The 13,940-nt window shown below is 71.0% G+C and carries 13 protein-coding genes; 2 read left to right on the plus strand and 11 right to left on the minus strand.

What is annotated here, in order from left to right:
* Positions 1–92: 92 nt before the first annotated feature.
* Both H9622_RS08230 and H9622_RS08235 read right to left on the minus strand, forming a co-directional pair.
* On the minus strand, positions 93–1,565 hold the full coding sequence (locus tag H9622_RS08230; RefSeq protein ID WP_191765905.1) for an NAD-dependent succinate-semialdehyde dehydrogenase: 1,473 nt from the start codon (positions 1,563–1,565) through the stop codon (positions 93–95).
* Between the two features lie 152 nt (positions 1,566–1,717).
* Entirely contained in the window at positions 1,718–3,628 is a 1,911-nt protein-coding gene (locus H9622_RS08235; RefSeq protein WP_191765906.1) for an FAD-dependent monooxygenase, read from the minus strand.
* Between the two features lie 144 nt (positions 3,629–3,772).
* Between H9622_RS08235 and H9622_RS08240 the strand changes: the two genes are divergently transcribed.
* The gene (locus H9622_RS08240; RefSeq protein ID WP_191765907.1) at positions 3,773–4,492 is read left to right on the plus strand and encodes an IclR family transcriptional regulator; all 720 of its coding nucleotides are present in this window, start codon (positions 3,773–3,775) and stop codon (positions 4,490–4,492) included.
* 43 nt (positions 4,493–4,535) lie between these two features.
* Here H9622_RS08240 and H9622_RS08245 read toward each other — a convergent pair whose 3' ends face one another.
* Positions 4,536–4,838, minus strand: coding sequence for a hypothetical protein (locus tag H9622_RS08245; RefSeq protein ID WP_191765908.1), 303 nt, complete (start codon positions 4,836–4,838; stop codon positions 4,536–4,538).
* Between the two features lie 144 nt (positions 4,839–4,982).
* Here H9622_RS08245 and H9622_RS08250 point away from each other — a divergent pair, with 144 nt between their 5' ends.
* Complete coding sequence (locus H9622_RS08250) at positions 4,983–6,635, plus strand: thiamine pyrophosphate-binding protein (protein WP_191765909.1); 1,653 nt, start codon at positions 4,983–4,985, stop codon at positions 6,633–6,635.
* A gap of 465 nt (positions 6,636–7,100) precedes the next feature.
* On the opposite strand, the gene H9622_RS08255 is transcribed toward H9622_RS08250, so the two are convergent.
* The 8 genes from H9622_RS08255 to paaI all read right to left on the minus strand — a co-directional run bounded on the left by H9622_RS08255 (position 7,101) and on the right by paaI (position 13,827).
* Entirely contained in the window at positions 7,101–8,492 is a 1,392-nt protein-coding gene (locus tag H9622_RS08255) for a glyceraldehyde-3-phosphate dehydrogenase (RefSeq protein ID WP_225221894.1), read from the minus strand.
* Positions 8,493–8,772: 280 nt separating this feature from the next.
* On the minus strand, positions 8,773–9,534 hold the full coding sequence (locus H9622_RS08260; RefSeq protein WP_191765911.1) for an enoyl-CoA hydratase/isomerase family protein: 762 nt from the start codon (positions 9,532–9,534) through the stop codon (positions 8,773–8,775).
* Between the two features lie 11 nt (positions 9,535–9,545).
* A complete protein-coding gene (gene paaE, locus H9622_RS08265) occupies positions 9,546–10,742 on the minus strand; it encodes a 1,2-phenylacetyl-CoA epoxidase subunit PaaE (protein ID WP_191765912.1) in 1,197 nt (398 codons plus the stop codon).
* A complete protein-coding gene (gene paaD, locus H9622_RS08270) occupies positions 10,742–11,263 on the minus strand; it encodes a 1,2-phenylacetyl-CoA epoxidase subunit PaaD (RefSeq protein WP_191765913.1) in 522 nt (173 codons plus the stop codon). Before paaD ends, paaE begins: the two co-directional genes overlap by 1 nt.
* Entirely contained in the window at positions 11,257–12,093 is an 837-nt protein-coding gene (paaC, locus tag H9622_RS08275) for a 1,2-phenylacetyl-CoA epoxidase subunit PaaC (RefSeq protein ID WP_191765914.1), read from the minus strand. The genes paaD and paaC overlap by 7 nt, the downstream gene beginning before the upstream one ends.
* Complete coding sequence (paaB, locus tag H9622_RS08280) at positions 12,090–12,395, minus strand: 1,2-phenylacetyl-CoA epoxidase subunit PaaB (protein ID WP_191765915.1); 306 nt, start codon at positions 12,393–12,395, stop codon at positions 12,090–12,092. The genes paaC and paaB overlap by 4 nt, the downstream gene beginning before the upstream one ends.
* Entirely contained in the window at positions 12,395–13,393 is a 999-nt protein-coding gene (gene paaA / locus H9622_RS08285) for a 1,2-phenylacetyl-CoA epoxidase subunit PaaA (RefSeq protein WP_191765916.1), read from the minus strand. Before paaA ends, paaB begins: the two co-directional genes overlap by 1 nt.
* A gap of 47 nt (positions 13,394–13,440) precedes the next feature.
* Entirely contained in the window at positions 13,441–13,827 is a 387-nt protein-coding gene (paaI, locus tag H9622_RS08290; RefSeq protein ID WP_191766137.1) for a hydroxyphenylacetyl-CoA thioesterase PaaI, read from the minus strand.
* Between the last annotated feature and the right edge of the window lie 113 nt (positions 13,828–13,940).

Genomic DNA, 13,940 nt, shown 5'->3' on the forward strand with positions numbered 1-13,940 from the left:
AGGGCTCGGCGTCACCCGGCCCGGTGTCCACGGATGCATGGATCGGCGGCGTTCGAACCCCTCATCCGTGGACAGCGAACCTCAAGGGACGGTCAGGCGTAGGGGTTCGCCGTGAGGGTGTACTTGGTCTGGAGGTACTCGTGGATGCCCTCCGCGCCGCCCTCGCGGCCGAGGCCCGACATCTTCCAGCCGCCGAACGGGGCGGCGGCGTTCGACACGACGCCCACGTTGAGCCCCATCATGCCGGTCTCGAGCTTCTCGATCATGCGCTGTCCGCGCGAGAGGCTCTCGGTGAAGACGTACGAGACCAGGCCGTACTCGGTGTCGTTGGCGATGCGCACGGCGTCGTCCTCGGTGTCGAACGGGATGATCGCGAGCACCGGTCCGAAGATCTCCTCGCGGAGGATCTCGCTGCCCGGCTTCACGTCGGTGACGACGGTCGGCTCGTAGAACGTGCCCGTGCCCTCCACCTCGCTGCCGCCGGTGCGCACCTGGGCGCCGCGCTGGACGGCGTCGGCCACGAGCGAGGCGGCCTTGTCGACGGCGTCCTGGTTGATGAGGGGTCCGATCGCCACGCCCTCCTCGGTGCCGCGACCGATCTTCATCCCCTGCACGCGCTCGGTGACGCGGCGGGCGAACTCGTCGGCCACGCTGCGCTGCACGATGAAGCGGTTGGCCGCCGTGCACGCCTGGCCGATGTTGCGGAACTTCGCGAGCATCGCGCCGTCCACCGCCTTGTCGAGGTCGGCGTCTTCGAACACGACGAACGGGGCGTTGCCGCCGAGCTCCATCGACGTGCGCAGCACGCCCTGCGCCGACTGCTCGAGCAGGCGCTGGCCGACCGACGTCGAACCCGTGAACGACAGCTTGCGCAGGCGCGGGTCGCGGATGATCGGCTCGGACACCCTGCCCGACGTCGAGGTCGTGAAGACGTTCACGACGCCCTTCGGCAGCCCGGCGTCTTCGAGCAGCTTGGCGAATGCCAGCGTCGTGAGCGGCGTCAGCTCGGCGGGCTTGATGACGACGGTGCAGCCGGCGGCGAGCGCCGGCGCGATCTTGCGGGTCGCCATCGCGAGCGGGAAGTTCCAGGGCGTGATGAGGAAGCAGGGTCCGACCGGGTGCTGCGAGACGATCATGCGGCCGGTGCCCTCGGGGTTCGCGCCGTAGCGGCCCTGCACGCGGGCGGTCTCCTCGCTGAACCAGCGCAGGAACTCGCCGCCGTAGCCGACCTCGCCGCGCGCCTCGGCCAGTGGCTTGCCCATCTCGACGGTCATCAGCAGCGCGAAGTCCTCCTTGCGCTCCTGCAGGAGGTCGAACGCACGGCGGAGGATCTCGGCGCGCTCGCGGGCGGGGGTCGCGGCCCACGCCGGGAACGCGTCGACGGCGGCGTCGAGGGCGGCCTTGCCGTCTTCGGGCGACGCGTCGGCGATCACCTTGACGACGTCGCCCGTGGCCGGGTCGTACACCCTGAGCGTCTTGCCGCCCTCGGCGGCACGCCACTCGCCCCCGATGAACAGGCCGTCCGGAACGGACGCCAGCAGTTCGGTCTCACGGTTGTCGGTCACGGGGACTCCCCTTGTCGATGACGGTGCGGGATGCCGCGCCCCGCGGCATCCGATCAGTTCGTGGTCTTGCGGGCCATTCTGCCCGCCGCCGCCGGAGCGGCCGATATACGTGGTGTACACCGAGGGCGCTCGCATCGCCCCCGGGGACAGGATCAACGGGTGGCGGCGACCACGCGCTGATCGAGGAGCGCCTGCGAGAAGAACGCGGCCAGCTCTTCGGTGGCGGTCAGCGGCAGCACGGCGGCGACGTACTGGTCGGGGCGCACCACGACCACGACTCCCCCGCGCGACAGCCCGCGCTCTTCGAAGATGTCGGTGCGGGTCCACGCATTCGGCTGCGCGGCGTACACCTTCTCCCAGTCGGTGAGGGCGAGCGGGCCGACCTTCGGCAGGAAGATCTCGGGTGCGCGGGTGATCTCGACGTCCTCGTAGCTCTGCTGGTACACGGCCTTCACGTCGAACACAGCGTCGAGGTCGGCCCCGGCCGGCGTGTGCCGGGCGATCGGCCCCTCCGGCGAGGCGACGAACCCGGCCCAGTCGGTCAGCGCCGACGGCTCGCCGGCGGTCGGCGCGTCGGCGAAGGCGTACACGCGCCAGCGACCGTCGGCCCTCGCGTGGTGGCCGAGGTGCACGGCGTTGCCGTCGCACACCCGCACCACCTCCGACGACATGAAGCGCTTGCCGACCGGGAAGCCCGACGCGAGCTCCTGGTGCTCGGCGCCGCCCACGATGGGTGACGGCCCGTACTGGGTCATGAACCCCGACGGGAACTCGGCGGTGCCGAGGTAGAACGTCGCGAGCTCCTGCGGGTCGGAGATCTCCTCGGGCTTGCGCGCCATGAGGCTCGACCACTCGCGGTCGAAGTCGATGAGCTGCTGCGCGACGGGCTGCCGCTCGGCCGAGTACGTCGACAGCAGCGACGAGGGGCTCAATCCGGTGAGCACATGGCCCAGCTTCCAGCCGAGGTTGAAGCCGTCCTGCATCGAGACGTTCATGCCCTGGCCGGCCTTCGCGCTGTGCGTGTGGCACGCGTCGCCGGTGAGGAAGACGCGCGGGTCGTGGCCCTGGTCGACGTCGACGTCGTCGAACTTGTCGGTCACGCGGTGGCCGACCTCGTACACGCTGGACCAGGCGACCTCCTTCACATCGAGCGTGTAGGGGTGGAGGATCTCGTTCGCCTTGCGGATGATCTCGTCGATCGGCGTCCGGCGCACCTGGTGGTTGTCGTCGGCGGCGACCTCGCCGAGGTCGACGTAGACACGGCTGAGATAGCCGCCCTCGCGCGGGATGTGCAGGATGTTGCCCGCCGCCGAGTTGATCGCGCACTTTGTGCGCCAGTCGGGGAAGTCGGTGTTGACGAGCACGTCCATCACGCCCCACGCATGGGCGGCGAAGTTGCCGACGTGCTTGCGGCCGATGGCCTCGCGCACGCCGCTGCGCGCACCGTCGCAGCCGACGACGTACTTCGCACGCACGGTGCGCTCCTCGCCGGCGCGCTCCCCCGCCGCGTAGCGCACGCGCACGTCGACGGGGTACTCGCCGTCGCCGTGCATGGTGAGGCCGAGGAACTCGATGCCGTAGTCCGGCGTGATGCGGGCGGGACCGTAGGCGGCGGCCTCGGCGAAGTAGTCGAGCACGCGCGCCTGGTTGACGATCAGGTGCGGGAACTCGCTGATCTTGAGCCCGTAGTCCTCGGTGCGCGTGGTGCGGATGATGTTGCGCGGGTTCTCGGGATCGGGGTTCCAGAAGTTCATGTAGCCGATGTTGTACGCCTCGGCGATGATGCGCTCGGCGAAGCCGAAGGCCTGGAACGTCTCGACGCTGCGCGGCTGGATGCCGTCGGCCTGGCCCAGGGGCAGGCGGCCGTCGCGCCGTTCGATGAGACGCGTGGTCACGCTCGGGAACTGCGACATCTGCGCCGCCAGCAGCATGCCGGCAGGTCCGGATCCGACGATCAGCACGTCCATCCGGTCAGGGAGCTCGGCCGGACGATCGATGCCCGTGCCTGCGGCGTTCTGCACCCGCGGCTCTCCGGAGACGTATCCGTGGTGGTGGAACTGCATCGTCCTGGTCCTTCCTGACGACTTCGTCGGGACTTGTGCTCGCATTGGTCGCGTTCTATATTCGAACACGAAGTTCTACTATTGAACAGATCGTATACGAAGCGGATGCCGCGCGACAACCCCGGCGTACGCGAGAGGACGCAGATGACCACGCCGACCACAGCGACCGCCGCACCCGCGTCGCAGACGCTGAGCCGCGGCATCCGGGTTCTCGAAGTCCTCGCCGATGCCCGCGAGCCGCTCTCGATCGACGACCTCGCACGCCGTCTCGACCTGCATCGATCCGTCGTCTACCGGCTGCTGCGCACCCTGGAGGACCACGGACTCATCACCCGCGACACGGCCGGGCGCGTCCAGCTCGGCGCGCGGCTCGCCGCCCTCGCCGCCGGGGTCGCCCACGACCTGCACGCCGAGGCGCTGCCCGAGCTGACCGCGATCGCGAACGAGCTCGGCATGACGTGCTTCCTCGCGGTGCTCGATCGCGACGAGTGCATCACGCTGGCGAGCGTCGAACCTCGCCACGCGGTGGCGGCGGTGGCGCAACGCCCGGGTGCGCGCCATTCCATCACCGTCGGGGCGCCGAGCAAGGCGATCCTGTCGATCCTCGATCCGGCCGAGTGGCCGACCGCCGTCGACGACCGCCTGCGCGCGGAGATCGCCGAGACCGCACGACGCGGCTACGCGACCAGCCACGACGAGGTCATCCCGACCGTGCAGTCCGTGTCGGTGCCGCTGCGTCTGCGCGGCGGCCAGCGCCCTGCGGCGATCGCGGCGGTCTACGTCGCGAGCCCCGTCGAGCCCGAGGAGATCGCGCAGCGTCTGCATCGCTCCGCCGGCGCGATCCGCGAGGCGCTCGGGGCCTGACGACCGGACCGTGCGCCGTGGGCGCTTCCGGCGTCGGTCGGACTCAGGCGAACTGCCGCCCGACGAATGCGATGTCGTACACCGCGACACGCTGAGGCACGCCCGCGAACGCCTCGGCGCGAGCATCCGATGCCATGTACTCCTGCTCGAGCGCGACGAAGGCCTCCTCGTCGCCCTCGGCGCTGACCGCCCAGACGAACTCGTTCGACGCGGGCAGTCCATAGGCGAACTCGATCTGGAACCCGGCGGCCGGACGCACCCGCGGCATGCAGCCTTCCCACCACGCGACGAAGGCGTCGTACTCCCCGTCGACGAGCGTGTACCGGCGCAGCTGGATGGTCCTCATGGCCTCCATCATGCCCCGCGCGGAGTCCTATACTCGAAGTCGTCCGGCGGGAACGAGTCCGTCGGTGCTCGAAAAATGGGCACGCAGCGCGAACGCGCGAGACACATACGGCCTCCCACCGTCCCGTCTTGCAGGAGTTCCCTCATGCCGACCGTCTCTGCGCACGTCGCGCTCACCCTCGCCCGCCACATCGACCACGTCTTCGGCGTCATGGGCAACGGCAACGCCTACTTCCTCGATGCCCTCGAGAGCTCGACCGCCGTCTCATTCACCGCCGTGCGGCACGAAGCCGGCGGGGTCGTCGCCGCCGACGCCTTCCACCGCGCCTCGGGCAGGCTCGCTGCCGCGACGGCGACCTACGGCGCCGGCTTCACCAACACCCTCACCGCGCTGGCCGAAGCCGTGCAGGCGCACGTGCCCCTGGTGCTCGTGGTCGGCGACGAGCCCACCTCGGGTCCGCGCCCGTGGGACGTCGACCAGATCGCCATGGCGTCGGCCGTCGGCGCGCGCACCTACACGGTCGGACGAGCGGATGCCGCGGCGACGACCGTCATCGCGATCGAGCATGCCCTGACCTACCGCGTGCCCACCGTGCTCGCGATCCCGTACGACGTCGCCGCGCGCGATGCCGGACCCGTGCCCGAGGCGCCCGAGCCGCGCCTCCCCGGACCGCTGGCCCCCACCGGCCCCTTCGCCGAGGGCGCCGTCGCCGACATCGCGGCGGCCCTCGCCGGCGCGGAACGGCCCTTCCTGCTTGCCGGGCGCGGGGCATGGATCTCCGGTGCCGGCGAAGCACTCGGCGAGCTCGCCGACCTCACCGGGGCCCTCACCGCCTCGACGGCGCTCGGGCGCGGTGTGTTCCCCCGCGACGAGTTCGACCTCGGAGTGACGGGCGGATTCGGCGCCGAGGGCGCGATGGAACTCGTGCGCGAGGCCGACGTGGCCGTGGTCTTCGGCGCCTCGCTCAACCAGTTCACCATGCGTTTCGGCGACCTGTTCGCCCCAGGAACGCGCGTCTTCCAGGTCGACGTCACGCCCGCGGCGACGCATCCGCACGTGGGCGGATTCGTGCGGGGGGATGCCGCGACCGTCGCCCGCCGGCTCGTGACGGCCGTGCGCGAGTTGCGCGCGGAGGGCAGCGGGTGGCGCGAATCGGTCGACGTCGCCGCGGCCCGCGGCTACGACACAGGGGAGGGCGCCGCCTCGGACGGACGCCTCGACCCTCGCTCTGTGGCGGCGCGCATCGGGGAGCTCCTGCCCGAGGACCGCGTCGTCGTCTCGGACGGCGGGCATTTCATCGGCTGGGCGAACATGTTCTGGCCGGTCGCGTCGCCCGACCGCATGATGATGGTCGGCACGGCGTTCCAGTCGATCGGCCTCGGCTGGCCGTCGGTGCCGGGTGCCGCGCTCGCGAGGCCCGAGTCGATCGTGGTGCTCACGACGGGCGACGGCGGCGGGCTCATGGCTCTCTCCGACCTCGAGTCGGCGGTCCGGGTCGCAGGCGGCCGCGGCATGGCCGTGGTGTGGAACGACGCCGCCTACGGCGCCGAGGTCAACCTCTACGGGCTCAAGGGCCTCGCCAAGGAGCCGATGCTCATCCCCGAGGTCGACTTCGCCGCGCTGGCCGCCGGCGTCGGCGCCGAGGGCGTCGTCGTGCGCACAATGGCCGACCTGGAGCGCCTCAGGTCGTGGACGGCCGAGGATACGGCGACCCGCCGCTTCCTGGTGCTCGACTGCCGCATCTCGGGCAGCGTCATCGCGCCGTACCAGCAGGAGATCATCCGCGTGAACTCCTGACCCGCCCGCCCGCCGCGGGTCGTTGAGCGAGCGCAGCGAGACGAAACGCCCCCACCCCGCGCGGGTCGTTGAGCGAGCGAAGCGAGACGAGACGTTCCCTCGCCGGCAAGCGTGCCGATCGAGGAACCACTCCGCCGTGCGGCGGACCCGCGACCACCCGGGTCAAAGCGTCGGGCAGAACAGGCCCCGGCGCCCGCTCAGACGCACCGCGGCGGCGTGTCTGCCCGACGGCTTGACGACCCGGCCGCGTTTCGTCTCGGTCGCTCCGCGCCCTCGCTCAACGACCGGAAACTCGACCTCCCCGGCTCGGGCACCCCGCCCGGCGCGCGGGACTCAGGAGACACGCCGCAGCGGCGGCAGCCCCGCGGCACCCGCGCCGGCGTGTCGCCTGACGGTGTCCCCGCAAACCCACGGCTGACCGGTCAAAAGCGTCGGGCAGCGACCGGGGGGGGCGACCTTCCGGGCCTACGCCCCGAGCGTGACCTCGCGGCGCGCGGGACGGACCACCGGGTGCGCGCCGGCCATCTTCTCGAGCACCCGGATCACCTGGCACGAGTACCCGAACTCGTTGTCGTACCAGACGTACAGGATGAGGTTGTCGCCGGTGGCGATGGTCGCCAGGCCGTCGACGATGCCGGCGCGATGCGACCCGACGAAGTCGGTCGAGACCACCTCGGGCGACTCGACGTAGTCGATCTGCTGGCGCAGCTTCGAGTGCAGCGACACCCGCCGCAGGTAGTCGTTCGCCTGGTCTTTGGTCGCCGGGCGCTCCAGTGTCAGGTGCAGCACGGCCAGCGACACGTCGGGCGTGGGCACGCGGATCGAGCTGCCGGTCAGCTTGCCCTCCAGCTGCGGCAGGGCCTTGGCGACCGCCGTGGCGGCGCCGGTCTCGGTGATCACCATGTTGAGCACCGCCGACCGACCTCGACGATCGCCGCGGTGGAAGTTGTCGATGAGGTTCTGGTCGTTGGTGAACGAGTGCACGGTCTCGACGTGGCCCCGCACGACCCCGTAGGCCTCGTCGATCGCAGCGAGCACCGGCGTGATGGCGTTCGTCGTGCACGACGCCGCCGACAGGATGCGGTCGTCGGGCGTGATGGCGTCGTCGTTGATGCCGTGGACGATGTTCTTCAGCGGGCTCTTGCCGGGTGCCGTGAGCAGCGCCCGTGCCACACCGCTCGCCTGCAGGTGCTGCGACAGCCCCGCCTCGTCGCGCCAGCGGCCGGTGTTGTCGACGACGATCGCATCGTGGATGCCGTACGCGGTGTAGTCGACGGCTGCGGGGTCGTCCGCGTACACGACCTGGATGCGCGTGCCGTTGGCGATGATCTGCTGCGCGTCCTCGTCCACCGAGACGGAGCCGGCGAACGGACCGTGGACCGAATCGCGCTGCAGCAGGCTGGCGCGCTTCTGCAGGTCGTTCGCGCCGCCCTTGCGCACCACGATCGCGCGCAGCCGCAGGCCGCTGCCGCCGCCCGCGTGGGAGATCAGGATGCGGGCGAGCAGGCGTCCGATGCGGCCGAAGCCGTAGAGCACGACGTCTGCACCGGCCGGGCTCGCGCCGCTGTCGCCCCGCACGTCGGCGAGCTCTGCGGCGAGCTGCTCGGCGAGCGACTCGGAGCGCCCGCGCGCGATGGTCGCGAGACGGCCGACGTCGATCGACGCCGCGCCCGGCGCGAGCGCCTCGAGCTCGGTGAGCACGGCGAGCGTCTCAGCGGGGTCGAGCTCGTCGTGGCCGAGCTGGCTCACCCGCTCGTGGACGCCGAGGAGGCCTGTGGTCGACAGGTTGATGATGCGGTGCCCGTGCAGCGAGGTGACCACGCCCTTGCGATAGAGCCGGCCGATGATCGGGATCATCTGCTCCGCGAGCTCTTCTCGCGTTGCCCAGTCCTCGGTCTGCTGTGCGTCGACCACGTGATGCCTTTCGTTGGGAGCGCGTGTCGCGGGGGTGCGGGGTGTTCGTGACACCGACGATCAAAAATACCTGTCGCTGTGCAGTGTTCCCGCGTCCTTGCCCCGTCGTCGGGCGTCAAGAAACGGGGTTCTTGACGGACATGCAGATCTGCTCGCGAAAGGCGTGCGTTTCGCCTCGCTACGACCGCTCGACGACCGCTCGACGACCGGGCGGCGCCCGGGGTCACGCTCCGGTGAAGGTGGGCTTGCGCTTCTGCTGGAACGCCGCGAACCCCTCGCGGTAGTCGGCGGTGTCGCGCAGCTCGGCCTGCCCGCGCGTCTCGTCGGCGACGACGCGCCACAGCCGTTCGTCGCGCAGCTTGTCGATCAGGCGCTTCGACGCGAGGAACGCCTGCGTCGGTCCGGACGCCGCCCGCGCGGCGCGCTCGCGCGTGAAGTCGAGCAGCTCGTCGGCGGCGATGCTGCGGCTGAAGAGCCCCGCCGCCACGGCCTCGGCTCCGGTCAGCAGCTCGCCGGTGTAGATGAGGTCGAGCGCGCGGTGCGCCCCGAGGCGCTCGTACAGCAGCGCATGACCACCTGAGTCGAGCAGCGCGCCGAGGTTCGCGAACGGCGACCCGACCTTCGCGGTCTCGGCGACGTAGACCACGTCCGTCGCGATCGCGAGCCCGAGTCCGACGCCCAGGCACGCCCCCTGCACGGCCGCGAACGTCGGCGCCGGGAACGCGGCCATCCGCCGCATCAGCGCCTCGACCGAGCCGAGGTACTCCCCCACGTCGTCGGTCGCCGGATCGACACCGGCGATGTCGCGCCCGGCGCAGAACGCGCGCCCTTCGCCGCGCAGCACGAGAGCGCGGGCGCCGGATGCCTCGGCCTCGGCGTACGCGGCATCCAACTCCCCGATCGCCTCCAGCGACAGGGCGTTGAGCTTCTCGGGGGCGTCGAGCACGATCTCGGCGACGCCCTCGTCGACGGAGCTGGTGATCACGGGAACCTCTCTCAGACGTCGTAGTCGACCACGACGCGGTCGGTCGTGGGGTGGGACTGGCAGGTGAGGATGTAGCCGCGCTCGAGCTCGTCGGGCTCGAGCGCATAGTTCTCGGTCATCGTCACGGACCCCTCGCGCAGCAGGGCCCGGCAGGTGCCGCAGACGCCGCCCGCACAGGCGAACGGTGCGTCGGGACGCACCCGCAGGGCGGCGTTGAGGATCGACTCGTGCGCGGAGACGGGGCTCTCGATCGTGGCCGACTGGCCGTCGAGCGTGACCTCGATGCGATGCACGGGCTCGTCGGCCTTGACCTCGATCGGGCGTCCGGACGGCGCCTCGGCCCGGCCGCCCTCGCCGGTCGTGAACAGCTCGTAGCGGACGTGCTCGGGGGCCACGCCGATGTCGGCGAGCGTGTCGCGGCACAGCTGGACGAGCTCGAACGGGCCGCACAGGAACCATTCGTCGACGGTGTCGGGAAGCACGAGCGCGTCGAGGATGCGACGGAGCCTCTCCTCGTCGATGCGTCCCGAGAGCAGCGGCGCCGCCCGCTGCTCGCGCGAGAGCACGTGATGCAGCGCGAGCCGCGAGGGGTAGCGGTCCTTGAGGTCGGCGAGGTCCTCGAGGAACATCACGTCGGTGGTCGAGCGGTTCGTGTACACGAGCGTGAAACGCGAGGTCTCGGAGCGTGCGAGCACCGTCGCGGCGAGTGCCATGAGCGGGGTGATGCCCGAACCCGCGGCGATGCCCGCGACATGCGCGCCGTCGAGGTCGGCGAGTGACGACGTGAACGTGCCCTGCGGGCTCATGACGTCGATGCGGTCGCCGGGCTTCAGCTCGCTCTGCGCCCACGTCGAGAACCGCCCGCCCTGGTCGCGCTTGATGGCGACGCTGATCGTGAGCGGACCGTCCCCTCCGCCGCCGGTGTCGACCGCGCGGCACAGCGAGTAGGAGCGCCGCACCTCGTGGCCGTCGAGCATGGTGCGCAGGGCGACGTGCTGCCCGGCGAGGTAGTCGAAGTCACCGCGCGACTCTTCCGGCACGGTGAACGTCACCTCGACCGCGGCGTCGGTGAGCGGCCGCACCGCCGCGACGCGCAGCGTGTGGAAGCGGGCACGGCGCTTCGCCTCGCGCGGACCCCCGACGGCGCTCGTCAGCAGGGCCGCGGCGATGCGCTCACGCTCGCGCGCGCCGATGTTCTCGGCGGCCATCAGTGCACCTTGAAGTGGTCGAAGGGCTCGAGGCACGCCCTGCACTCGTAGAGCGCCTTGCACGACGTCGACCCGAAGCGCGCGAGCTCACGCGTGTCGAGCGAGCCGCACCGCGGGCACTTCACCGCGAGCTGCAGCCGGATCGGCCCGCCGACCGACGCCTTGCCCGTGGGCGGCGCGATGCCGTAGGACCGCAGCTTGTCGCGGCCCTCGTCGCTCATCCAGTCGGTGGTCCACGCGGGAGTGAGGGTCAGTCGCACGTCGACGTCGGTGAACCCGGCCTCGGTGAGGGCGAGCACGATGTCGTCGCGGATGGTGTCGACGGCCGGGCACCCCGAGTACGTCGGCGTGATGGTCACCGTCACCCGGTCGCCGTCGACGGACACGTCGCGCAGCACCCCGAGATCCTCGACGGTGAGCACCGGCACCTCCGGATCGGGCACGGCCGCGGCGATGCGCCAGGCGCGCGCGGACTCCGCCGTCACGGCATCGCGGGACTGCAGGTCGCTGAGCGTCACCATGTCGCCCCCGGGTGCTGCCGCGCGAGCACCTGCATCTCGGCCAGGATGTATCCGAGCGTCGTGAAGTGCCGGCCTTCGCGGCCGCCGCCCGCGCTCACGAACCCCTGCGGCATGTCGAGCTCCGCTTCGGCGAACACTGCACCCACGACAGCGTCGAAGGCAGGGCGCAGGCCGGAAGGACGCACGGCAGCCGACCCGAGCCGCTCGATCAGCGGGTCGTCGCGGAAGAGCTCGTCGACGTACGGCCATACGTCGCCCACGGCGCGGATCATGCGCGCACGCGACTCCTCGGTGCCGCCGGCCAGGCGCAGGGTCCACTGCACTGCGTGGTCGCGGTGGTACTCGACCTCCTTCACGGCCTTGGCCGCGATCGCCGCGAGGGTGTCGTCGCTGGATCCGGCGAGCGCGCTGTAGAGCTCGAACTGGTAGACGGATGCCGCGAACTGCCGCGCGATCGTCTGTGCGAAGTCTCCGTTCGGCTGCTCGAAGAGCCATGCGCAGCGGAACTGGGGCTCGTCGCGCCAGTACGCGAGGTCGTCTTCGGTGCGGCCGTCATAGGTGCCGGCGTAGCGAAGGAACGAGCGCGCGTGCCCGAGCAGGTCGAGCGCGATGTTGCCGAGTGCGACGTCCTCCTCGAGCTCGGGTGCGCGCGCGATCCAGGCGCCGAGCTGCTGCGACAGGATCAGCGCGTCGTCGCCGAGGCGGAGCGCGTACTCGGCGATGTCGGCGGTCGCCGCACGGCCGCCCTCGCCCGCGAGCTCGGCGGAGAGCTCGACGCGGTCGACGCTGACGTCGCCGTGCGGGGCATCGTGGATCGTCTCCGTGGTCACAGGTGCGGCACCCCCTCGGACGCCGTGTAGTACACCGCGTGCCGGTAGTTCTTGCCGGCGGGGCTCTCGAAGAAGGCGCCCTTCGAATCGGGGTCGCTCGTCGTGATCGCGTCGGCGGGCACGACCCAGACCGAGGTGCCCTCGCCGCGACGCGTGTACAGGTCGCGCGCGTTGCGCAGGGCGAGCTCGGCGTCGGGCGCGTGCAGCGAGCCGGCGTGCACGTGGCTCAGGCCTCGGCTCGCGCGCACGAAGACCTCCCACAGCGGCCAGGTCTCGCGGTCGGAGTATCCCGGAGCAGCCATCACGCCACCTTCCCTTCCGCGCGGGCGGCCTGTCGGCGGGCGTACTCCGCTGCGGCCTCGCGCACCCATGCGCCGTCCTCGTGCGCGTTCCGGCGGTTGCGCAGGCGCTCGGCGTTCATCGGCCCGCGCCCACGCAGCACCTCGTGGAACTCGGTCCAGTCGATCTCGCTCATGTGCCAGCGCTGGGCGTCCTCGTCCCAGCGCAGCTCGGGATCGGGCAGCGTGACACCCAGCACCGCCGCCTGGGGCACCAGCATCCCGACGAACCGCTGTCGGAGCTCGTCGTTCGAGAAGCGCTTGATCTTCCACTCCATCGACTGCGCGGAGTTGGGCGACTCGTCGTCGGGCGGGCCGAACATCATGAGACTCGGCCAGTACCAGCGGTTCACGGCATCCTGAGCCATCTGTCGCTGCGCCGGGGTGCCCTGCATGAGCGCGAGCAGGATCTCGAAGCCCTGCCGCTGATGGAACGACTCCTCCTTGCAGATGCGCACCATCGCCCGGCCGTAGGGCCCGTACGACGCGCGGCACAGCGGCACCTGGTTGCAGATCGCGGCGCCGTCGACGAGCCAGCCGATCGCGCCCATGTCGGCCCACGTCGGGGTCGGGTAGTTGAAGATCGACGAGTACTTCGCCTTGCCGGCGATGAGCTGCTCGGTCATCTCGTCGCGGGTGATGCCGAGGGTCTGCGCGGCGGAGTACAGGTAGAGCCCGTGGCCCGCTTCGTCCTGCACCTTCGCCATCAGGATCGCCTTGCGCTTGAGGCTCGGTGCCCGCGTGATCCAGTTGCCCTCCGGCTGCATGCCGATGATCTCGGAATGGGCGTGCTGCGAGATCTGCCGGATGAGCGTCTTGCGGTACGCCTCGGGCATCCAGTCGCGCGGCTCGATGCGCTGCTCGGCCGCGATGAGCGCGTCGAACGTGGCCTGCTCGGCAGCCTCGTCAGGTCCATCCGTCACCGGTTCGCGTGCCCCTCGAAGGGCGGGTGCGGTCGTCATCATCGACTCCTCAATTACAGACCATTCGTTCAGTAAGTCTACTACGGTCAGTCCCCGGGATGCTCCCGGCGGGTGGTGAACGAGCGCCCGCGGAACTCGGCGACCACGTCCCCGGTCTCGTCGGTGACCGTCACGTCGTACAGACCGCTCCGGCCGGATGCCGCGCGCCGGCGCGCGTGCGCGGTGAGCGTCTGCCCCTCTCGCGTCGCCTTGAGGAAGACGATGTCGGCACCCGCGGCGACCGTGACCTCGTCGTCCTCGTTGCACGCCATGGCGAAGGCGGTGTCGGCGAGTGCGAACACCATGCCGCCATGCGTGATCGCGAAGCCGTTCGTCATGTCGGCGCGCACGCGCATCGACACCACGGCCTCCCCCGGCTCGTCGCGTTCGACGACCATGCCCAGGGCCGCCGAAGCGCGGTCGCGCTGCAGCATGCGGCGCTGGCCGGCGAAGTGCTCGGCGGGCTCGGTCACGGCGTCCTCTTCACGCGGTCGAGACCCGCCTCCGCGGCGGAGACCGGAGACAGCGGATGCCGATTCCGGCCGCG

Origin of the sequence: Microbacterium gallinarum, assembly GCF_014837165.1 — a bacterium.
Taxonomy (GTDB): domain Bacteria; phylum Actinomycetota; class Actinomycetes; order Actinomycetales; family Microbacteriaceae; genus Microbacterium; species Microbacterium gallinarum.